Source organism: Streptococcus sp. CF4-3 (assembly GCF_024295385.1).
Lineage (GTDB): Bacteria > Bacillota > Bacilli > Lactobacillales > Streptococcaceae > Streptococcus > Streptococcus infantis_I.
Genome location: NZ_JANCPN010000002.1, coordinates 1 through 21,448 on the forward strand (window position 1 = coordinate 1; position 21,448 = coordinate 21,448).

Below are 21,448 nucleotides of genomic sequence, written 5' to 3' on the forward strand. Positions count from 1 at the left end.
TCATCGAACCACTTCCAGCCCGTTTGCATAGCTCCACTTGCATTTAGATAATAGCGAGTTCCTTCGATTTCTTGGAGGCCTGTTTGCATGATACCTTCTTTATCTAGATAGTACCAAAGTCCATTTTCTTTGAGCCAACCTGTTTTCATCGCTCCACTGCTTGTGAAGTAGCTATAATGATTATCAAACCATTTCCAACCTGTTTGCATGGCTCCACTTGCATTTAGATAATAACGAGTACCTTCGATCTCTTGAAGGCCTGTTAGCATGATTCCTTCTTTATCCAAGTAATACCAAGTATCTTTATCCTTGATCCAGCCTGTTTTCATTGCACCAGAACTTGCAAAATAGTTCCAATGCCCTTCAATCAAGGTCCAACCTGTTTGCATAACTCCCTTATTATCAAAGTAGTAGGTTACTCCATTGATTTCTTTTTTACCAACTATTTGTTTTCCTTCTTCATCAAAGTAGTACCAGTTTGATTCAATTTTTTTCCAACCAGATCCTGTCTCATCTGTCTCTAAAGCTCCACTACTTGCAAACAACAGCTTTTTACCATTAAATACTTGTAAGCCAGTCAGCATTTTACCATCCTTATCAAAGAGGTATTTTTGACCACCAATTTCAGCTAGTTCATTGTAACGTCTTGCACCGTTTGACTGGATGTAGTACCAAGTATTATCATGATAGAACCAACCACCCGTCTGCATTTTACCATCATTGTTTAGATAGTAGTCATTAAATTTTGGTTCTCCATTCCATTCGTCAGTGATACGGAGCCAACGACCACTCTGCATTTGACCTTTTCCGTTAAAGAAATATGTAGCACCAGCAATATCTTGCCAACCGATAGCCATCTGACCATCTTTTAAACGATACTTCCAGTAACCATCTTCTTGATACCATTTCTCATCAACATTAGGAATATTCGGAAAATCTCCTGAAACATTTGTAAAACCTTTATCACTAATATCAAATACAGTTGCATCCTGAGTTTTACTTGATGCATGAATCACTTGAATATTTTTATTTTTTAGATAGTCTCTCGTTGAAGCGAGGTTAATATCTCCTCCAGTTGTTTGGATAATCATACTAGGAGAAAGGTGATCAATGAAACCAATTGTATTAGAAACCTTAGCATCGTAGTGGTGATTCCATTTCATCATATCTACTTTTCCAATAACAGGCCCTAATTTATCTTCAGCTCCCTCAGCATTATCCAAATCACCACCAAGATAAATTCTTTTTCCTGCTACAGTTACTACTGCAACAATTGAATTGGAATTATCATCAAGAACTCTTTTTAAGTTCCCATCAGAATCATATTCATTTTTATAATTATAAAGCTGAATATCCATGTCCCCAAATTTGAACTTGCTATCTTCATCTTTTATGTCTTGAATAAGTGTAACTCCCTTATTCTGTGCAGCACGAAGAGCATTATCATAATTGAAGAGGTTATCCCACAATCCCCAAGTACTTGTAATTCGTTGATCCGAATATTTTTTCAAATAGAATTTATCGACTTGATAGCGATTAAGAATTTCATCTGCTCCACCTATATGGTCGCTATGAACATGAGTTCCTAATATAAAATCTAATTTCTTGACACCTAATTGATCAAGGTGGCGAATCAACCGATCTTCCAAAACTTGATAATTGTTAATAGAAATTCCCCATCGATTTGGATAACGTGTATCCGTTCCATCCGGAAAATCATAATCCTCTCCCATATCAATCAAAGCATAGTGGCCATTACTTTCTAGTAAAATAGCATCACTTCCAGAGTTAGCTTTTGTATTGATAAAGTGGATACGATTCCCTGAACCTGTTGAAATAGTATCTGCATTCACTGTTTGTGCTTGAATTATTGATGTCGATAAGATCAAGGCACTAAGTAATATTGATTTTTTCATAGTTTTCATAAGGCATTCAACTTTCTCTTTTTTATATACTCTTTAATTAATCAATCCAATAATTGTTTTCATTCCCTGGTGTCTGTTGGTCAACAGGGGGTGGGGTCATATAATCTTCACCAAACTCATAGACAAGAATCTCATGGTATCTTCTTGGTACTTTTAGAATTAGATTTTCATACGGCATATCAATTGTATCATACAACCATTCTTTTTTAATACCAGCTGGATAGTAAGAGTCATAAGTTGAACAAACTAAGTCTGTAGAATTTTCAACACTGTATTTTAATGCAAGTTGTTCAAGTTTTTGATTCCATAATTGAGGAGAAGTAAATCTAAATATTGCTGATGCAATATAACGAGGAAGATTTTTAATTCCTCCGTTTTCATATTTAATTCCCTTAAAGTTTAACGACGATAGACGAATTAAATGCTTATAGAGCTTCATTTTCTTACGATCTTGTTCATCTGTAACAAGACCATCATACGGGAAGACATCTACACAAGTTCCAAGAACAACACTTGAATCTAAAAGATTCGAATCTCTCCGTGTTCGAATATCGTAAACTCGCATATAACTATATGGATATCCCTTGGTTTCTCTAAAAGAAATCAGCTTATAGTATGGGTGGTTATCATTTTTTAGAACTGCATATAACTTTTCAAATTCATCTCTAGCTAAAGAAATGTCTGTATCATCATCCCAAGGAATAAAACCTTTATGACGAACTGCACCTAATAAAGTGCCAAAATCGATAAAATATTTGATATCATGTTTTTCACAAACTTGGTGTAAGTATTCTAGAATTCCAAGCTCAATTTGCTTGATTTCTTCAAGGCTTAAGATTTTTTCAGACATTATTTATCGCTCCTAATCTCTACTTCTTAGTTTAAATAATAATCTATTGGTTTTCAGTAATCTTCCACAATTTGAAGTCATGATGCGAAACTTGTTGCTCAACTGGTGGTAACTGCATATAATTTCCATAATCTGAAGTTAAAACTTCATGATGATGTTTTGGAATCATAAATTTCTTACCTTCAAAGCTACCAGCTTCAACTTGTTCTAACCACTCACGTTTCCAAACGGGCTTATTCATATCTTTATAGACAACATAGTCCACCAATTCATAATCTTCTACTTTTCTAGATTTAGCCAATTCATCAATCTGGGAAACATACTTATTTGTGTTAGTGAAATAAAAGATAATAACAGAAATATAGCGGATAATTGAATTTACTACACTTTTAGTATTGGTAATTCCTTTAAAAGTGTAACAACTTAATTGACGCTTTTTAATAATCTTGGTCATCTTGTCCTTAAATGCCTGATCATCTTCATAACCATCTACGGGGAAAATATCAACATAAATCCCCATATCTGAATCAATTCGAACATCTTCTTCAACCAAATAGGTGTGATTGTCTTGAACTTTCATAAATGGATAGACATAATTGACATTATTTTTATAAGACATTAATTCATAGCGCTCGTCTGGATGTGCAATCATATAATCTTGCAGCTTTTCATAATCATCACGAAGCATACAAATATCCATGTCATCGTCCCAAGGAATAAAGCCTTTATGACGAACTGCACCAATTAAACTACCATAGGACAAGAAGTATTTGACACCAATTTTATGACACACTTCATGGATATACTCCATGATTCCTAACTCCATTTGTTGAATTTCAGAAATATCAGTTACTTCTTTGTAACGAATATTTTTTTCTTTTTCACAGATCATTAGACCATATCCCACAACTAACCAAAAAATGATGTTGATGAAGTTGGTTGAATACATAATTTGGCTCTCAAACAACTGACCAAATAAAATTCCAAAGAATAGAGTCATAATCAGTTTTTCAGTATTTTTCTTGGATTTAATCAAGTAAGAAACAAAGCGGAAACCTACATAAACAATGATAAGTATGAAAGAAAAGAGGCCCAAGAATCCGGAACTCACAAAAATGGTAACAAAGATATTGTGGAAATTACCTCCAATAAGTGAGTTTTTAATTTCAAATTTACTAAAATATTTTGTGTAATAATCTGATACGTTTCGAACACCATAACCAAATAGAGGTTTTGCACGTCCCATTTTGATTGCATTTTTCCAAATATATGTACGTCCACTTGGAGTTGTTTCAATCAAGTGAAGCTCCCCATTTTTCTTAGCAACATCCGAATCAGTTTCAGAATAAGATTCACCTTTATTTAAGTCAATTACAGTTGCCTTGGCCGCTGAAATATATACCGATGTTAAATAACTAATACCAATATTGCTACCTATTAATAAGATACTAGCTACTAGAAAAGTTAGCCATTTTTTGGCAAATTTTCCCCTAGCGACAAAAACACAATAGAATACTAGCATTAGAAGAACTGATAAAAGTGCGCCCCTACTCTGCATAGTTGCAAAATAAACTAACTGAATGATATTATTAATTTTAAAATAAACAGAGTATTTACTTCCCTTATGTATTAAATACATAGCAAAAACTATACTAATGTATGAGAAAATCGCACTGGCGTTAGGGTTAACAAGTCCCCATAATCGGCCATTCATTACTCCGTAATAATAAGAGTTCTCTCCAATCTGAAATAGAATTAAAACTCTTGAAAGTAATAAAGCAAAAGCAAATATAGCCGAAGCAAATGAGACAATCTGTATGGTTCCTGCAATCATACCTAACAACTTCCTTAGCTGATTAGGTTTTACCATGGTAAATAATAAAACATAAGCCAGCATAAAGAAAATTTCAACCATATTTCCGAGCAGGTGTCCAGATCTATTAATGAGCGCTGATAAAAAGTGACTGCCCACTAAAAGACCAAATAGGGTAAGAAACTTCTTATCTATCTCTATTCGTTTCCAATTAAAAAATAAAGTTAAACAAATTGACAGAACAACAACTGCTGAAAGTCCCTTATAAATCGGATTGGTTACTTTATAAATTAGCGAACTCATACTTAAAATCGAAATGAAAATAAAAAGATAAGAAATCCACAGTTTTGATTTTTCAAAGCATTCATTCGTTTTTGAAAAATTCATCTTCAACTCCTTTAATAACATTATTTATTCAAGCCTACAATTTGTCTATAAATCCATGGAGAAATTCTTAGTGACAAAATGGCTATTTTCCGAAAACTAGTAAAATAAGGATCTCTCAATATTTGTGAGGTATGACTAAATATCCACTTTCTCAATTGAGTTTTCTCTTTTTTATATTCTGTCGAATCTGTGAAGATTATTTTATCGTAGACTGTAATATAAGACCAAGATTCTCTATTTACTAATTCGGGTTTTAATTGAGGGAAACATTGATAAACTTTAGGAATAATGATTTTATATACTTCTATAGTATCAAAAACATGATTATTCACAGATGTAGTTGCACTTCCCTCTCTATGATCATAATAGTATATTGGTTTATCTATAAAAACACTATTACATTTTGTTTCAAGCAAAACTTCTGTTAAGAATAGAGCATCTTCTGCTAAATGATAATCTGTACTAAATTTAAAATCTTCAATTAATTCCTTTTTAAATAATTTTGCAACAGGGAAAAAAGAAGTTCGAGCAGTCATCAATAGTTCTTTCATGGTTTGCTCAGCAGACCATACTGACTCTTGACCTGAAAAATCAGGCAAATCTGTCACTTGTCCATTTTTTACATGATGCAAACGAGCAACTGAGAAACCAACAGAAATATCTGTTCTTACTGCGCTTATCAAAGTTTCCAAATAATCTGGCGTAATAAAATCATCACTATCAACAAAAGTTATCCATTCTCCGGTTGAGTTTTGAATACCTACATTTCTAGCATTGGAGACTCCAGCATTCTCAAGATGAAAAACCTTGATATTCTCATTTTTAGAAGCCAGCTGATCACACAAGTCCCCACTCTGGTCTGTCGAACCATCATTAATAAGAAGCAATTCAAAATTGGTATAAGTCTGCTTTAAAATCGACTCAACACATCGTTCAAGATAATTTTCTACGTTGTATACAGGAACAATGATACTAATTTTTTCTTGCATTGTATTCTCCCTTATATTCTGTATAGCTCTTATCCATATCTGCTATTACGGCATCGTGGTGAGGTACTTGCTTGTCTGCAGGCGGTGGTGTCATATAGTCACCAAAAACTGTGCTAAGATAAGCGTCATAACCAACCGGAATAGGCATTTCTGTTCCTTCGAAAGGTAGGAAGATGTTGTCTTCAAAGGCCTGAATTGGATACTTTTTCTTCATGTATCCTGGCCCTGAACATAATTCTGTAATGCCATCACTTTCGGCTGGTCCATACTTGGTCATTTCTTTCTCAGCCTTTTTCCAGATACGATAGCGAAGCGATTTAGGAGTCAACCCTAGTAAAATGGTACTACCCCACTTCATGATAGCTCCATGTTTTTCTGGAATGGTTTGTGCACAAAATAGAGAATAAATCAAAGCCCAGCGGACCTGTTTCTTACGCTCTGCTGGATTTTTAGGGTAATAGTCCAAGGGAAGAACATCCAAAGCCAAGCCGTGGGGAAGATCCAAATCTTGTTGATAAGGCTTGATACAAGTCGTCTCCTTATCACGAATGGTGATAAAGAGGTTACGGTCTACATAGTCTTTAGAACTCTTTGATAAGAAGTAACGCTCATCCGCATATTGAGGCCATAATTCTGCTAGTTTTTCATAGTCCTTTCGTGGCATAAAGAAGTCCAAATCATCATCCCAAGGGATGAAACCTTTATTTCGTAAAGCTCCAATTGCTCCTCCGCCACACAAATAACAGAGCAAGCCATGCTCTTTACAAAAGGCGACAAAATATTCAGCCATCTCTAAGCTACGGGCTTGAATTGCCTTTAAATCACTCATCTCATTCTCATCCTCTTCTATAGAATTACATCATTTCATTATACCATAAAAATGGTCAAAAAATCCATCTAACCATGTGAAAAATCAAAGCCTGAGACACCCATTTAGTTAGATGTCTCAAGCTTTGATTTTAATTAATTTTTTTATCTGAATCCCATTTGGGCTAGCTTATTCTGGTAGGCTTTTTGATCCACTCGAAGTGCTAGACCTCCATAAACATCATAGTCATCTACCCAGTCTCCAAGTTCCGGTACTGTTAGTCTTTCAATACCGTTCTGACCTCCTTCGAGGACGGATAAACCGTTGGTTAATAAGAAAGTATAAGGAAGGTTTGTCGATGTCATGGCGAATACTTTACCAAGTGCTTCTGAACCTGTGAAAAGTTTTGTAGGATCTTTAATTTGCTGTAAAACAGCAGTCATGACTTGTTGCTGTCTACGAGTACGGCCATAGTCCCCTTCATCATCATCGCGGAAACGTGCATAGTTGAGAAGAGTAGAACCATTCATTTGTTGTGTTCCGACTTTAATAGTTTGTGTTGGTGACTCGGTTTCTGTCGCATGCAAGTCATCACCGACTGTAGCTTCTGTAACTGGAACACCATTTAGAGTTGAAAATTGAGCATCAATAGTCACACCATCAGGGAAAAGGGTATCAATGGCAGTCGCAAAGGCTTGGAAATCTACAAGAGCATAGTATTTGATATCTAGGTTAAAATTATCTTTAAGGACCTTACGTACCATTTCAGCCCCTTGTTTTCCTTCTTGTTCCCCCAATTCGTAGGCTAAGTTCAACTTGTGGTCAGTTTGTTTTTGTCCGTTAATAACTTGGCTATAACCATCAATATAAACTAGGTTATCTCGCATAAAACTTACAAGCTTAAGTTTTTTATCTTTACCACTTACATTCAGAACCATAATAGAATCTGTCCGTGTTTCTGCACTATTCTGTCCAATACGGCCGTCTGTCCCTAAAATAAGAATATTGACACCATCTCTTGTATCCTGTCCATTGAAAACTTCAACTTGGGCAGCCTTGGCATCTTTCGACCCGCTTGAGCCATTCGGATTGGCTGACTGGAAACCTTTCAAGAACATGAAAATCATTCCTACTGCAGCACAAAGCAACAGCATTCCTAACCAAGCAAGTATGCGTTTAAAGCGAAAGACTCTTTTTTTCTTTGGTTTCTTCTGCTTAGGAATCTTAGCTTTTGGTTGCGGTAGACTAGTACGTCGACTAGCTCGACTGCGATTAGTATAACTTGGAAGCCCTGTGTTAGGTTCTGTATAGTCTTGGCTTTCTGCTTCTTCTACGACAACTGAACGAGCTTCTTGTTGACCATCCAGCTTAGCTTGTAAAAAAGCAAACTCTCTCTTTTCTTTATCATTTAGATAGTGGATGTTTTTTAATAGATAGTCGTAACGTAGTTTCTCATGGTGTGTCAGAGGATTTTCTCTAGTCATTCCTTCTCCTTCCCTTTATCCTGTATGGTGTAGATAGGGTAAGCTCCTAGTACTTTATAGTGGATCCCAATCGTTTCTAATTCTTTTTGAGCAAAATGGACCAATTCTTTATCAGTATAGTCCACATCAATGATAAAAAAGTACTCACCTAGTGCTGTTTTTAGGGGGCGACTCTCAATCTTAGTTAGGTCAATCCCGCGCCAAGCAAAGGTAGAAAGCGCCTTATATAAAGCTCCTGGAAGATTGTCTGGCAAGGTCAATGCTAGACTCATTTTCTTAGCATTTGCATTCAAGGGCATTTGCGGTTCCTTGGGACCTAACACCCAAAAGCGAGTGAAATTGGCTTCCATCTCTTGAATATCTTGAGCAATTAATTCCAAACCATATTCTCCAGCCGAACTTTTGGGGGCAATGGCCGCAAAAGGCTGATCTGGATGCTCGGAAACATAGCGCGCAGCGTAGGCTGTACTGGCAGTGACCTCCAGTTGAGCGTCTGGATAATGCTCATCGATAAATTTCTTTCCCTGCGCCAAAGCTTGTGGGTGAGAAAAGATTTTCTCAATTTTAACTTGCCCTGGCACTGCCATCAACTGTTGATGAATTGGCTGCACAATCTCCGCCACAGCCTGAATACGAGCTTGATGAAAAAGATAGTCCAAGGTTTCATGAACACTACCTTCAATGGAATTTTCAACTGGCACTACTGAATAGTCTACTAAGCCCTGTTCGAAAGCCTTGATAACGTCTGTAATATTTGAAAAAGACTCTAGTTCCTCATGAGGAAAAGCCGTTTGCACCACATGGTGCGAAAAAGATCCTTTGGGACCTAGATAGGCAATTTTCATCTCAGTTCCTCTATAATTTCATCTGGGTTTAAACTTGATACATCTACAATCTGACTAGCCACTTCCTCATACCAAGCCTGTCTTTCGTTAAAAATCACAGCCAAATCTTCCTTGCTATTCTTTAAAAATAGTGGGCGTTGATTATCCTCATCGGCTGAAATTCGCTGGTACAGGGTCTCAAAATCTGCTTTAAGGTAGATGTTGTCTGGATTTTGTTTGAGCAAGGCACGATTACGTGGAGAAATGACAATCCCTCCGCCTGTAGAAATAACTTTATCTGTCTTTAGCAAGTCAGCTAGGACTTCTTCTTCTAGTTGGCGGAAGGCAGCCTCTCCTTTTTCTTCAAAGAAACGAGCAATCGGCATCCCCAGTCGGCCTTCCAGCAAGGCATCCATATCTACGAAGTCAGAATCCAGCTGTCTAGCAATAGTAGTTTTTCCTGAACCCATAAAACCTAGTAAAACCTTAGCCATGAATCAAAGTCTCCAAATCATCAAAGAAGCTTGGGTAGCTTGTGTTAATAGCTTCAGCTCGATCCAATTCAACTTCTCCATCTGCAACCAAGAGAGCTGCAATGGCTGTCATCATGCCGATTCGATGGTCTCCAAAGGTGTTGACTTTGGCTCCATAGAGGGTAGATTTCCCTTTGATAATCATGCCGTCTGCTGTAGGAGTAATAGTTGCTCCCATGCTATTTAAAGCATCTGCGACAACTTGAATGCGATCCGTTTCTTTAACCTTGAGTTCTTCTGCATCTTTGATAACTGTTTGACCTTGAGCTTGGGTAGCAAGGAGCGCGATAATCGGCAATTCATCAATTAAACGTGGAATCAAGGCTCCGCCAATCTCTGTTCCCTTCAAATCTGAAGTTTCAACAGTCAAGGTTGCAGATTTGGCAATTGGATCCATATCAGTAATCTCTAATTTCCCGCCCATAGCACGGATAACATCGATAACACCTGTACGTGTTTCATTAATACCGACATTCTTAAGTACCACTCGAGAATTTGGCACAATCAAACCTGCTACCAACCAAAAGGCTGCACTAGAAATATCTCCTGGCACGACAACCGTTTGTCCACTAAGTTTCTGTGGTCCTTGAACAGTGATTTTCTTTCCATCGACACTTAACTCCCCACCAAATTGACGTAACATATCTTCCGTGTGGTTACGAGTGCACTCCTTTTCAATGATGACTGACTGACCTTGAACCTGCAAAGCTGCAAAAATCAAGGCAGACTTGACTTGGGCAGAAGCGATTGGCAATTCGTATTGAATAGGTCTTAAGTTTTTCGTTCCCTTTAAGTGCAACGGTGGCAAGTCTCGCTCTGTATGACCAGAAATACTAACTCCCATCTTTTTCAAGGGAAGAGTTACACGATCCATAGGGCGCTTGGAAAGACTATCGTCTCCAAACATCTCTACTTCAAAGTCTGCACCAGCAAGGACACCTGAAATTAAACGAATAGAGGTCCCAGAATTTCCCATATCTAGAGCATTCTGAGGAGCTTTCAAACCATCCATCCCAACACCTTGAATGGTAATGACACCGTCCTTGTCCTCAATCTCAACGCCGAAGTCACGAAATACCTGCATGGTTGACAAGACATCTTCACCACGCAAGATATCATAAACTTTAGTCTCACCCTCAGCCAAGCTTCCAAAAATGATAGAGCGATGACTGATGGACTTATCCCCAGGTACGCGAATACTACCATTTAACTGCTTAATGTTTGTTTTTAATTTCATACCGGCCCTCATACTGACAATACTTTTTCTTATTTTATCATAAAAAGTCAGAAATTTCTTAAAAATTCCTGACTTTATGAGGTAAATTCTTATTTTAAAAGTTCTGAAATTGGTTCAAAGACAATTTTTTCAATATCAGAAAGATAGATAGAAAGTTGTTGCTGTTTGGCAAAGAATTCTGACAAGAGAGAGTTACCTTGAATCTGCTTGCCAAAACTTTCCATTTTTTCTTGGAAAGAAGCATCTGGAATTTGACCAGTTTGCGCCATGACTTGGATTTCATGCTGAAAGGCAATGTAATCCGCAAAAATCTTACTAGCTTCTGCATCCGCTTGGATGGCATCTCTAGCTTCTTTAACTGCCTTGTATTCAGGCAATTCGCGTAGTCCACGACTTAGTGCATTTGCACTATCATAAATATTTGACATAATTGTCCTCCTTATTTAATAACGACTGTGTAGTCTGTATTTTCTGTAATGACTTGCTCAGCACGTTTTAAATCCTGAGCATTCTTAAAGGAAATTTGCAGAATCCCGTGAACATCCTCACGGTTTTCCTCATTGATATGGATATTGACCAAAGAAGTTCCACGTAGCAATTCCAAGATGCGTAAAATAACATCTTCCTCATCGGGAACATCTACATAAAGGTCAAATGAGCTATCTACTCCTCCGCGTTTATGGATTTCCATAGCCTGACGTTGCTCACGCGCTTGATTGAAAAATCTCCATATTTGGTTTTCATCACCCTTACTGATAGCTTGTCCAATCTCGTCCAAACGGCCCTTGAAATCCTCGATGCGTTCAATAATAGTCTCTCTATTTGATAAGAGGATAGAAGTCCACATACCAGGCTCACTTTCGGCAATCCGAGTCATATCTCGAAATCCACCGGCCGCAAAGCGCCGCGCCATTTCATGCTCTTCAGCATAACTTGCAGTTTGTTCCATCAGGCCTGATGCTAAGATATGCGGAAAATGGCTAATCTGAGAAGTCACTCGGTCATGCTCTTCAGCATCGATTTCAATGAAACGAGCATGAAGACCTGACAGCAAGTCTCTCATTTCTTCGAGCGTATCCGGAGTTGTCAGACTAGATGGCGTGAAGATATAATAGGCATTTTCAAAGAGGTTGACATCGGCAGAGGCAGCTCCTGTCTTGTGACTTCCTGCCATGGGATGGGCCCCCACAAAGCGAACAGACTTATCAGCAAAACACTTCTCAGCTGTACCCACGATAGCTGACTTGGTCGATCCAGCATCAGAAATAATGACACCATCTTTCAAGTCCAAGTTGGCCAATTCCTTAATAAAGGCAATAGTTTGCTTGATTGGCAGGGTAAGAATGATGACGTCTGCAAGTGGAGCAAAACTGGCAAAATCATCCGTCGCACGATCAATCATCCCTCGCTCCAAGGCAATATCTCTAGACGCTTGACTACGATTGTATCCTAAAATTTCATAATCAGGATGATCCCGCTTGATTCCGAGTGCCATGGAAGCACCAATCAAACCAAGGCCTGCGATATAGATGGTTTTTGCCATAAGAACTCCTTAATAATTCTTTGTATACTCCCGATGTTTCGCAACAGCTTCTTTTAATTCTTCTAGATTATCAGATGAAAATTTCTCTAAGATTTCTTGAGCCAACACTGTTGCTACGACTGCTTCCATAACAACACCTGCTGCTGGAAGAGCAGTAGGATCACTTCTCTCTACTGTTGCTTTATAAGGCTCATGAGTTTCAATATCGACACTCATCAATGGTTTATATAGGGTTGGAATGGGTTTCATAACACCTCGAACGACAATGGGCTGACCATTGGTCATACCACCTTCGAAACCACCGAGATTATTGGTCCGACGGGTATACCCATCTTCTGATGACCAGAGGATTTCATCCATGACTTGGCTACCCTTAAGATGGCCTGCTTTAAAACCAAGACCAAACTCCACACCCTTAAAGGCATTGATAGAAACAACAGCATGAGCTAGCCTTGCATCTAGTTTACGATCCCATTGGACATAAGAACCAAGACCAACCGGAACACCTCCGACAACTGTTTCCACAACACCTCCGATGGTATCCCCATCTCGCTTAATCTGGTCAATATAGTCCTTAATCTCCTGCTCACGTTCTTGGTTGACGATAGAAACTTCAGACTGGGCAGCCAGTTTCTTAATCTCTGCGACTGTTAAGTTATCTGGAACATTGATTTCCTTACCACCGAAGATAACAACATGGTTGGCAATTTCAATATCAAGCTCAGCTAAAAGCCGCTTGGCTACTGCTCCAACTGCAACCCGCATAGTTGTTTCACGGGCAGATGAACGTTCCAAAGAATTTCGCAAATCATCAAAACGGTATTTAATCCCGCCAACTAAATCTGCGTGACCTGGGCGAGGATGAGTGATTTTTCGTTTGCTTTTAAGTTTATCCTCAATATCCTCGACAGACATGATATCCAGCCATTTTTGGTGGTCTTTATTAATGACATCCATGGTAATAGGTGCCCCTGTCGTCTTACCGTGGCGAACACCAGAAGTAAAGACAACTTGGTCACTTTCAATCTTCATACGTCCACCACGACCGTAACCGCCTTGGCGACGTTTGAGATCCTCATTGATATCTTCTGCAGTCAAAGGCAGTCCTGCTGGAATTCCTTCAATAATTGCTGTCAGACGAGGACCATGTGATTCTCCTGCTGTTAAATATCTCATACATTCTCCTTATTTTACCAAGTAATCTTTCATTTCTTCGAGTGAGACGGCGTGAATAGTAGCTGAACCAAGCTCTGGTACCAAAACTAACTTCATAGTGTTTCCACGCGCTTTTTTGTCATGAGTCAAAGCCTGATAGAGCTTGTCAACATCCCAGTTTTCATAATCAACAGGAAGACCAAATTTCTGACACATCTCTCGGATAGACTGGGTTATTCCCACTGGCATGAGGCCTTTTTCTTCTGCTACCTTAGAGACCTGAACCATTCCCATAGCTACTGCCTCACCGTGCATGACTTTTCCGTAACCAGCAGTTGCTTCGATGGCATGGCCAATTGTGTGACCAAAGTTGAGATATAAACGAATGCCATTATCCAACTCATCCTCAACCACCATCTTGCGCTTCACCTGGCAAGAATGCTCAATCAAACTCTCGGAATATTCCAAAATGCTTTCCATAGAACCATCCATTTTAGATAAAAGGTCCCAAAGCTCAGGATCTTCGATCAGGCCATACTTGATGACTTCACCCATTCCTTCAATCAACTCTCTCTTACCCAAGGTCTCAAGAACAGTTGGGTCAATCAAAACACCATCCGGCTGAGCAAAAGTCCCCACCATATTCTTGGCAAAAGGGGTGTTAACTCCAGTTTTTCCACCGATAGAGGAATCAACCTGGGCAGTCAAACTAGTTGGAATTTGAACGAAATGAATTCCTCGCATGTAGGTTGAAGCCACAAAACCAGCCAAATCACCAACTACACCACCGCCGAGGGCAACGATGCCATCACTACGAGTTAAACCTTGCTTAACTAAAAATTCATAGACTTTTTGAACTATAGTCAAATTTTTTCGTTCTTCGCCCTCTAAAAAGTCAAAAACTGCCACTTGAAAGCCAGCATCCTCCAAACTCAATTTAACCTTTTCTGCATAGAGTGAAGCCACACGGTTATCCGTTATGATAACAATCTTTTGTGGTTGCCAAAGTTCACGCAACCATTTTCCTGCTTGAGACAGGCATCCTTTTTCAATCTGAATATCGTAAGGATGATGTGGAAGGTCTATTCTAATTTTCATAGCAGGTCTCCTTTTTCTTTATTGGTACTTTTGTTTTAGTGATTCCCAGATTTGATCTGTTGGCATTTCCTTGCCTGTCCATAACTCAAAAGCTTCAGCAGCTTGGTAAAGTAGCATGCCAAGGCCATTGATAGATTGATTTCCCTGGTTTCTTGCCCATTTTAAAAACGGTGTTTCAAAAGGTTGATAAATCACATCTGCTACCAAGAGTTTCTCTGGTAAAACGATGCTGGTCGGGATTGGCTGAGAGAATCCATCCATGCCCACACTAGTAGCATTAACCAAGAGGTCGGCTTGAGTGATGCTGTCTTGAAGCTCTTGAACATCCTCTAATGCCAATAAATCTACTCTAAATCCAGTCGTATTCTGTATTTTTTCTAAGTAAGGTCTTGTTTTTTCCATGGATGAAGAACGAACAAAGACAGAAATCTGACTCACTCCATCCAAGATTGCCTGTGCCAAAATTGCCTTGGCTGCACCGCCTGCTCCTAACAAAACCAGTCTTTTCCTTGATATTTTAAAAGAAGGCAAGCTCTTAAAGAATCCCTTGCCATCTGTGTTATATCCAATTAATGTTCCTTCTAGATTCACAACTGTGTTAACTGCACCAATTAAACAAGCCTCTTCGCTCAACTGGTCCAGATAAGGAATCACTTGTTCCTTGTAAGGCATGGAAAGATTGATTCCATACATCTGGTAGCGACGAATATTAGCAACTGTTTCTGCTAGTTCAGCCTCATCTACTTCCCAAGCAAGATAAACACCATTGGTATTGGTTGCTTCAAAAGCGCTATTGTGAATAAAGGGAGAAATGGAGTGTTTGATAGGATTTGCGACTACAGCTGCTATACGTGTGTAGCCATCAATCTTCATTTAGAAGCTCCCTAATTTTTTTCATCCTAGATAGTGAAATTTGTCCTGGAGCACTAGCTTCATCTAGACTTGCAAAAGACCAACTAGAACCAGTCACATCTGAAGTAATACGAGAGACCTTGCCCACTTTTCCCATAGAAATCGTTACATATTCTTGTTCAGGATTCAGTGTTTTAAAGCCACGTGTAAAGTTCATCAGATCCAACACATCCTGTTCTGTATTAGCCATAACAGCTATTTTCACAACTTTAGGATTTAAACTTGTTAACTCAGACAATATTTCCATTAGATTTTCAGGTGTCTCTTGGAAGTTATGGTAGCTCAAGACGAGATTTGGAAAGTCCAACATCTGATCAAAAATATCCTTGTAGCTAAAATATTCAAAATCAATATAATCTGGTTGATAAAGCTGTGCCACTTCCTTGATAATTTGAACATACTCTTCTGAAGAGAGCTCAATTTGACCACCCTCGGCACGAGTACGTAAAGTAAAAACAAGCTCACGACCTGCAAATTTTTCAAAAATAGCTGGCGCTACCTGCAAGATAGCTTCCTTGGGTAAGAAGTCTGCTCTCCACTCAATGATATCTGCATCATGATACCGCATAACATCAATAGCCTGAGCCTCTTCTATACTTCTTGGCATGACAGAAACAATTAATTTCATTTACTAACCTTCATGGTAATCACTTTGAGGTAATTACTACTTTCATCTTTTTCATTGTAGACAAAGTCTGCTGGAAGTCCATATTTATGAAGGACCTGATACTTTCTACCTGCAAATCCTTTGTTGATTTGTTCTGTGAATTTTTGACGAGAAACATTAGCAGCATTGGTACTAGCAATAATGATTCCACCTGGGTTTAAAATCTCTAGGCTTTGGGAAATCAACTTGTGATAATCCTTAGCTACAGAGAAGGTTTGTTTTTTATTTCGGGCAAAGCTAGGCGGATCCAGAACAATCACGTCATAACTTAAACCTTTTCTTTTAGCATATTTAAAGTATTCAAAGACATCCATGACAAGCAGTCGATGATTGTCTAGACTCAAACCGTTGGCATGAAAATGAGCTTCTGATAATTCTCTTGAACGCTTGGCCAAATCCACAGAAGTCGTTTCACTAGCTCCCCCCATGGCTGCAGCAACTGAGAAAGCTGCTGTGTAGGAAAACATATTGAGTAAGGATTTCCCCATTGCTAAACCATCAACTAAGCTCCCACGAACTTCATGCTGATCCAAGAAAATCCCTGTCATAAGGCCGTCATTCATAAAGACTTGGTACAAGACTCCATTCTCGAGAACAGTGAAATATTCAGCTGCTTCTTGACCATAGATATGAGCAGACTCATAGTCTAGACCTTTAAAGCGAATCTTTTCATAGGCACCTAAGACTTCTGGAAAAACTTGATTAAAGGCTGCTATAATCTCTTGGCGAATTCCATAGATATAGGAGTTATACCAGGAAAAGACAACATAATCTCCATAGAGATCCAGCGTCATTCCACCAAATCCATCGCCTTCTTGATTAAACAAACGAAAGGCAGTTGTCAACTCATCTTGATAGTAGGAAGAACGTTTTTGTTTGGCTTTTTCAAACAAGCTTTCAAAGAAGGTTTGTTTAAAAGAAATGTTCTGGTTGGTTACAAACCAACCAATTCCCTTATTTTGACGAGATAAATAAGCCTTCCCTAAAAATTCTTTGCGTTGGCTGAAAAGTTCAACTTCCTGATCAATTTCAGATAAGTCTGGAAAATCAACTTCTTCCAAAAGAACCTGACCTTTGTGGAGTTTTTTTTCAACACGCCGACTGACGAATACTTTATTCATAGATACAATTATATCAAATTTGTTGAAAATTCACAAAGTAGAAAGTGATTTCTCCATTGATGTCATAGGAACTATCCAAACTTTTCGTTTCTGCTTGATGATTTCTAAATGAGAATGGTCATTTGTGTTGAGAAATTTCATTCTATTACCGTAAAAATAGACATTCACATCCTGAGGTCTATTTTTATAGCGCAAACGTTTGCGTATTGCACAGCTTTGTGGTAAAATGATTGTCAAATTGTTAAGTATGAGGACTTTCTATGAAAAATCAAACCCTAATGCAATATTTTGAGTGGTATCTCCCACATGACGGAAAACATTGGACACGACTTTCTGATGACGCTGAACACCTAGCTAACTTGGGAATTAGTCACATCTGGATGCCACCTGCCTTCAAAGCTACCAACGAAAAAGATGTCGGTTATGGTGTCTATGATCTGTTTGACCTTGGCGAATTTGACCAAAAAGGAACTGTCCGTACCAAGTATGGTTTTAAAGAAGACTATCTTCAAGCTATTCAAACACTAAAATCTCATGGAATCCAACCGATGGCCGATATCGTCTTAAACCACAAGGCAGCTGCTGATCATTTAGAATCCTTTCAAGTTATCGAAGTGGATCCAGAAGACCGCACCATCAAACTAGGAGAACCTTTTACCATCAATGGTTGGACCGGTTTTACTTTTGATGGTAGACAAAACACCTACAACGATTTTCACTGGCACTGGTACCACTTCACAGGAACTGACTACGATGCTAAACGTCGTAAGTCTGGCATCTATCTCATTCAGGGAGAGAATAAAGGTTGGGCTCATGAAGAATTAGTCGACAATGAGAATGGAAACTACGACTATCTCATGTACGCAGACCTGGATTTCAAACACCCCGAAGTCATCCAGAATATCTATGACTGGGCAAATTGGTTTATCGAAACGACTGGTGTAACTGGTTTCCGCTTAGATGCAGTTAAGCACATTGACTCTTTCTTTATGCGTAATTTCATTCGTGACATCAAAGAGAAATATGGACAAGACTTCTATGTCTTTGGAGAATTCTGGAATCCAGACAAGGATGCCAACCTAGACTACCTTGAAAAGATTGAAGGACGCTTTGATCTTGTTGATGTTCGCCTTCATATGAATCTCTTTGAGGCAAGCCAGGCAGGAGCTGACTATGATTTAACAACTATCTTTGATGATAGTCTGGCTCAAATCAATCCGGATCGAGCTGTGACCTTTGTCGACAACCATGATACCCAACGCGGTCAAGCCCTCGAATCTACTGTTGAAGAATGGTTTAAGCCAGCAGCCTATGCTCTCATTCTTTTGCGTGAACAGGGTCTCCCCTGTGTCTTTTACGGAGACTACTATGGTATTTCTGGACAGTTTGCTCAGCAAGACTTTAAAGATGTCCTTGACCGTTTACTTACTATCCGAAAAGATTTGGCTTATGGAGAGCAGATTGACTACCTAGATGATCCTAATTGTATCGGTTGGGTCCGTTCTGGCACTGACGACCAATCACCTATCGCCGTTCTTATCTCAAATGCTCAAGACAATTACAAAACTATGTTTGTTGGTCCAGAATGGGCTGATCATACTTTTGTTGATTTACTTGGCAACCATTCAGACCAAGTGACTATTAATGCTGAAGGATATGGTGATTTCCCAGTTGCCGAACGTTCTGTAAGTGTTTGGGGACTTACTTTTTAAGAACACAAAAAAACTTGCCATGGGCAAGTTTTTTTTATTGCTAAATATTAGTCTTTCCAAAGGTCCATGGCATTTTTAAAATCAGATGAAACTTGTACATTTTGAGGGTTTGTTGCCTCTCTCTCCTGACGTTTCGCTTCTACCTGGGCTACACTCTTAATACCCTCATGTCGCCAGTTTCGTAGGATTGCTTGGATATATTTCCAGTTTGGTTTTCCATTCAAAACAGCTTCACGTAGAGCTTCTTTTATCAAATCCGCACTCGTCCCATCTTCTTTCAAACTCTTTTCCAAATCTTCGATTTCAAAGGGACTCAAAAGACGACCTAGCTCCTGTTGGAAAGTATCTACCAAGCTCTTTAAATCATTTGGAGCAGATTGCACCTGGTTTCGAGCTTGTTTTTCAAACAGTTGATCTAAGCGCTCCAAGGCAAGAGTTGCATCGAAGATTACTTCTATTTCGCCATTCAGTTCAATGGTTCGGTATTGAAGCAACCCTTTCTCAGTCAATCGTGAAATAGCTTGATTGACTTCAGTGACATTTTTGCCGATTTTTTCAGCAATCTGACTTGGAGACAATTCACCTAAAGCCGTTGTATTCTGTAGGTAAAAGAACTGCCAAACCAAGAAATCATCGCTTGACGAGAACAGTTGATTGTAATGTAAGAGCAGGTCACTCGGTAACACTAAGTTTCCTGATTTGAAAGCATCTAAATATGTCATAATTCCTCTTATAAATATCCAAAATGAGACACATCATCTTCCGCACTCTTCCACTCAAACGGTGTTTCTTGGTAAACTGCATAATTTACCCAGTTACTGAAAAAGAGAGCTGCAGATGAACTCCACCTCATACATGGGAGTTCATGAATGTCATCATTTTTGAAATAATTTTCTGGTATATGTGGATCTAAACCAGCATCTAGATCTCTGAAATATTCCTTTGCAAGCGTATCGCGATCATACTCTAAATGCCCAAAGCTATATACTTCTCTCAAATCTCGACTCGCAAGGATAGAGATTCCCACCTCTTTTCCTGATGCTAAAATCTCTAGATTTGTTTTATTCAGGATATCTTCTTTGTGAACTTCTGTATGGCGAGAATGAGGGGATACATATAAATCATCAAAGCCTCTCAATAGGAGATGACCTTCTTTCAAAACATCTTGAGGATAAATCCCAGAAAGTTTCTGCTCCATCTGGTATTTATCTACACCATAGCGATAGTATAGACCTGCCTGTGCTCCCCAACAGATATGCAGGGTTGAAAAGACATGGGTCTTGGACCAATCGATAACTTGGGTAAACTCTTGCCAATAGTCAACCTCCTCAAATGGAAGGTGCTCAACTGGAGCTCCTGTAATAATCAAGCCATCAAAATACTCGTCTTTGACTTCCGAGAAGGTCTTATAAAAAGTCTCCATATGCTCTGAGCGAGTTGTTTTTGATTGGTGACTTTCCATATATAAGAAATCAATATCTAATTGCAGAGGAGTATTGGCCAAATGTCTTAAGAGTTGAGTTTCTGTTACAATCTTTTGCGGCATTAGATTTAAAATAAGAATTTTCAAGGGTCGGATATCCTGATGAGCCGCCCGTTGATCATCCATGACGAAAATATTTTCTGTTTGTAAAATCTCAACTGCTGGTAATTTTTTATCAATTCGAATCGGCATGGAAATCTCCTAACTGTATCATACTGGACTCAAGTAACCTGACTGTCATCAAATGGAAAAATCCAGCTGATGACACTTCTTCCCTTTATTATACTGTAAGAAGATATAGTTTTCAATTATAGTTTTTCTCTAACTAGATATAGCCTTTTTTTATATCATCATTAAGAGAAAACAGCCCTAGGGACTGTTTTTCATTAATAATGCATCAAAACTTTATAATCGTAATCTCCGATTGCCTCACGACCTTTTAGCTCATCAAGCTCAATCAAAAAGGCGCAACCAGCTACGACACCACCTAATTTCTCAATCATTTCGATTGTCGCTTTAACAGTACCACCTGTTGCCAAGAGGTCATCTACAATAAGAACACGTTGACCTGGTTTGATAGCATCTGCGTGCATGGTCAAAGTATCAACACCATATTCTTTTTCGTAGTCAGCTGAAATCACTTCACGTGGCAATTTCCCTGGTTTACGAACAGGTGCAAAACCAATTCCCAACTCAAAAGCAACTGGACATCCAACAATAAATCCACGTGCTTCTGGTCCTACAATCATATCAATCTTTTTGTCAGTAGCATATTGAACAATTTCACGAACAGCATAACTGTAGGCATTTCCATCTGCCATCAATGGGCTGATATCACGGAAAGTAATTCCTTCTTGTGGATAATTTTCAATACTTGCAATGTAATCTTTTAAGTTCATAGCGTTTC

Annotated in this window: 20 protein-coding genes; 1 reads left to right on the plus strand and 19 read right to left on the minus strand. The window is 38.7% G+C overall.

Annotated features, from left to right (window positions below; genetic code table 11):
* From NML75_RS01480 to NML75_RS01555, 16 genes are all read right to left on the minus strand, one after another.
* A partial coding sequence (locus NML75_RS01480) for an MBL fold metallo-hydrolase (protein ID WP_254804000.1) occupies nt 1-1,925 on the minus strand: 1,925 nt, incomplete at its 3' end.
* A 37-nt stretch (nt 1,926-1,962) separates the two neighbouring features.
* Nucleotides 1,963-2,775, minus strand: coding sequence for a LicD family protein (locus NML75_RS01485; protein ID WP_254733558.1), 813 nt, complete (start codon nt 2,773-2,775; stop codon nt 1,963-1,965).
* A gap of 43 nt (nt 2,776-2,818) precedes the next feature.
* Nucleotides 2,819-4,975 (minus strand): LicD family protein, encoded by a 2,157-nt coding sequence (locus tag NML75_RS01490; protein WP_254733559.1) that lies wholly within the window; start codon nt 4,973-4,975, stop codon nt 2,819-2,821.
* 20 nt (nt 4,976-4,995) lie between these two features.
* Nucleotides 4,996-5,964 carry a glycosyltransferase family 2 protein gene (locus NML75_RS01495; protein WP_004252251.1) on the minus strand — a complete coding sequence of 323 codons (969 nt, stop codon included), beginning with the start codon at nt 5,962-5,964 and terminating at the stop codon, nt 4,996-4,998.
* Nucleotides 5,948-6,793 (minus strand): LicD family protein, encoded by an 846-nt coding sequence (locus NML75_RS01500; RefSeq protein ID WP_049494744.1) that lies wholly within the window; start codon nt 6,791-6,793, stop codon nt 5,948-5,950. Before NML75_RS01500 ends, NML75_RS01495 begins: the two co-directional genes overlap by 17 nt.
* Before the next feature lie 143 nt (nt 6,794-6,936).
* A complete protein-coding gene (locus tag NML75_RS01505) occupies nt 6,937-8,256 on the minus strand; it encodes an LCP family protein (protein ID WP_049494742.1) in 1,320 nt (439 codons plus the stop codon).
* On the minus strand, nt 8,253-9,101 hold the full coding sequence (gene pheA / locus NML75_RS01510; protein WP_049494739.1) for a prephenate dehydratase: 849 nt from the start codon (nt 9,099-9,101) through the stop codon (nt 8,253-8,255). The genes NML75_RS01505 and pheA overlap by 4 nt, the downstream gene beginning before the upstream one ends.
* Complete coding sequence (locus NML75_RS01515; RefSeq protein WP_049494736.1) at nt 9,098-9,574, minus strand: shikimate kinase; 477 nt, start codon at nt 9,572-9,574, stop codon at nt 9,098-9,100. Before NML75_RS01515 ends, pheA begins: the two co-directional genes overlap by 4 nt.
* The gene (gene aroA, locus NML75_RS01520; RefSeq protein ID WP_049494733.1) at nt 9,567-10,850 is read right to left on the minus strand and encodes a 3-phosphoshikimate 1-carboxyvinyltransferase; all 1,284 of its coding nucleotides are present in this window, start codon (nt 10,848-10,850) and stop codon (nt 9,567-9,569) included. The genes NML75_RS01515 and aroA overlap by 8 nt, the downstream gene beginning before the upstream one ends.
* 89 nt (nt 10,851-10,939) lie before the next feature.
* A complete protein-coding gene (locus NML75_RS01525) occupies nt 10,940-11,278 on the minus strand; it encodes a YlbF/YmcA family competence regulator (RefSeq protein ID WP_254733560.1) in 339 nt (112 codons plus the stop codon).
* An 11-nt stretch (nt 11,279-11,289) separates the two neighbouring features.
* Nucleotides 11,290-12,393, minus strand: coding sequence for a prephenate dehydrogenase (locus NML75_RS01530; RefSeq protein WP_254733561.1), 1,104 nt, complete (start codon nt 12,391-12,393; stop codon nt 11,290-11,292).
* A gap of 9 nt (nt 12,394-12,402) precedes the next feature.
* Entirely contained in the window at nt 12,403-13,569 is a 1,167-nt protein-coding gene (aroC, locus tag NML75_RS01535) for a chorismate synthase (protein ID WP_254733562.1), read from the minus strand.
* 9 nt (nt 13,570-13,578) lie between these two features.
* Nucleotides 13,579-14,646, minus strand: coding sequence for a 3-dehydroquinate synthase (gene aroB, locus NML75_RS01540; RefSeq protein WP_254733563.1), 1,068 nt, complete (start codon nt 14,644-14,646; stop codon nt 13,579-13,581).
* An 18-nt stretch (nt 14,647-14,664) separates the two neighbouring features.
* Nucleotides 14,665-15,519 carry a shikimate dehydrogenase gene (locus NML75_RS01545; protein ID WP_254733564.1) on the minus strand — a complete coding sequence of 285 codons (855 nt, stop codon included), beginning with the start codon at nt 15,517-15,519 and terminating at the stop codon, nt 14,665-14,667.
* Complete coding sequence (gene aroD / locus NML75_RS01550) at nt 15,509-16,186, minus strand: type I 3-dehydroquinate dehydratase (RefSeq protein ID WP_254733565.1); 678 nt, start codon at nt 16,184-16,186, stop codon at nt 15,509-15,511. Before aroD ends, NML75_RS01545 begins: the two co-directional genes overlap by 11 nt.
* Nucleotides 16,183-17,346, minus strand: coding sequence for a class I SAM-dependent rRNA methyltransferase (locus NML75_RS01555; protein WP_254733566.1), 1,164 nt, complete (start codon nt 17,344-17,346; stop codon nt 16,183-16,185). Before NML75_RS01555 ends, aroD begins: the two co-directional genes overlap by 4 nt.
* Nucleotides 17,347-17,606: 260 nt before the next feature.
* On the opposite strand from NML75_RS01555, the gene NML75_RS01560 reads away from it, so the two are divergent.
* Complete coding sequence (locus NML75_RS01560; RefSeq protein WP_254733567.1) at nt 17,607-19,058, plus strand: alpha-amylase; 1,452 nt, start codon at nt 17,607-17,609, stop codon at nt 19,056-19,058.
* A gap of 47 nt (nt 19,059-19,105) precedes the next feature.
* On the opposite strand, the gene NML75_RS01565 is transcribed toward NML75_RS01560, so the two are convergent.
* The 3 genes from NML75_RS01565 to NML75_RS01575 form a co-directional block, all read right to left on the minus strand.
* On the minus strand, nt 19,106-19,780 hold the full coding sequence (locus NML75_RS01565) for a DnaD domain-containing protein (protein WP_254733568.1): 675 nt from the start codon (nt 19,778-19,780) through the stop codon (nt 19,106-19,108).
* 8 nt (nt 19,781-19,788) lie between these two features.
* Nucleotides 19,789-20,733 (minus strand): homoserine O-acetyltransferase MetA, encoded by a 945-nt coding sequence (gene metA, locus NML75_RS01570; RefSeq protein WP_004252222.1) that lies wholly within the window; start codon nt 20,731-20,733, stop codon nt 19,789-19,791.
* A gap of 194 nt (nt 20,734-20,927) precedes the next feature.
* The gene (locus NML75_RS01575) at nt 20,928-21,440 is read right to left on the minus strand and encodes an adenine phosphoribosyltransferase (protein ID WP_006154681.1); all 513 of its coding nucleotides are present in this window, start codon (nt 21,438-21,440) and stop codon (nt 20,928-20,930) included.
* Nucleotides 21,441-21,448: the final 8 nt, after the last annotated feature.

Excerpts from the sequence above, each read along its gene's own strand:
- NML75_RS01485 (WP_254733558.1), bottom strand. The coding sequence starts at position 2,775 with ATGTCTGAAAAAATCTTAAGCCTTGAAGAAATCAAGCAAATTGAGCTT.
- NML75_RS01490 (WP_254733559.1), bottom strand. The coding sequence starts at position 4,975 with ATGAATTTTTCAAAAACGAATGAATGCTTTGAAAAATCAAAACTGTGG.
- NML75_RS01495 (WP_004252251.1), bottom strand. The coding sequence starts at position 5,964 with ATGCAAGAAAAAATTAGTATCATTGTTCCTGTATACAACGTAGAAAAT.
- NML75_RS01500 (WP_049494744.1), bottom strand. The coding sequence starts at position 6,793 with ATGAGTGATTTAAAGGCAATTCAAGCCCGTAGCTTAGAGATGGCTGAA.
- NML75_RS01505 (WP_049494742.1), bottom strand. The coding sequence starts at position 8,256 with ATGACTAGAGAAAATCCTCTGACACACCATGAGAAACTACGTTACGAC.
- pheA (WP_049494739.1), bottom strand. The coding sequence starts at position 9,101 with ATGAAAATTGCCTATCTAGGTCCCAAAGGATCTTTTTCGCACCATGTG.
- NML75_RS01515 (WP_049494736.1), bottom strand. The coding sequence starts at position 9,574 with ATGGCTAAGGTTTTACTAGGTTTTATGGGTTCAGGAAAAACTACTATT.
- aroA (WP_049494733.1), bottom strand. The coding sequence starts at position 10,850 with ATGAAATTAAAAACAAACATTAAGCAGTTAAATGGTAGTATTCGCGTA.
- NML75_RS01525 (WP_254733560.1), bottom strand. The coding sequence starts at position 11,278 with ATGTCAAATATTTATGATAGTGCAAATGCACTAAGTCGTGGACTACGC.
- NML75_RS01530 (WP_254733561.1), bottom strand. The coding sequence starts at position 12,393 with ATGGCAAAAACCATCTATATCGCAGGCCTTGGTTTGATTGGTGCTTCC.
- aroC (WP_254733562.1), bottom strand. The coding sequence starts at position 13,569 with ATGAGATATTTAACAGCAGGAGAATCACATGGTCCTCGTCTGACAGCA.
- aroB (WP_254733563.1), bottom strand. The coding sequence starts at position 14,646 with ATGAAAATTAGAATAGACCTTCCACATCATCCTTACGATATTCAGATT.
- NML75_RS01545 (WP_254733564.1), bottom strand. The coding sequence starts at position 15,519 with ATGAAGATTGATGGCTACACACGTATAGCAGCTGTAGTCGCAAATCCT.
- aroD (WP_254733565.1), bottom strand. The coding sequence starts at position 16,186 with ATGAAATTAATTGTTTCTGTCATGCCAAGAAGTATAGAAGAGGCTCAG.
- NML75_RS01555 (WP_254733566.1), bottom strand. The coding sequence starts at position 17,346 with ATGAATAAAGTATTCGTCAGTCGGCGTGTTGAAAAAAAACTCCACAAA.
- NML75_RS01560 (WP_254733567.1), top strand. The coding sequence starts at position 17,607 with ATGAAAAATCAAACCCTAATGCAATATTTTGAGTGGTATCTCCCACAT.
- NML75_RS01565 (WP_254733568.1), bottom strand. The coding sequence starts at position 19,780 with ATGACATATTTAGATGCTTTCAAATCAGGAAACTTAGTGTTACCGAGT.
- metA (WP_004252222.1), bottom strand. The coding sequence starts at position 20,733 with ATGCCGATTCGAATTGATAAAAAATTACCAGCAGTTGAGATTTTACAA.
- NML75_RS01575 (WP_006154681.1), bottom strand. The coding sequence starts at position 21,440 with ATGAACTTAAAAGATTACATTGCAAGTATTGAAAATTATCCACAAGAA.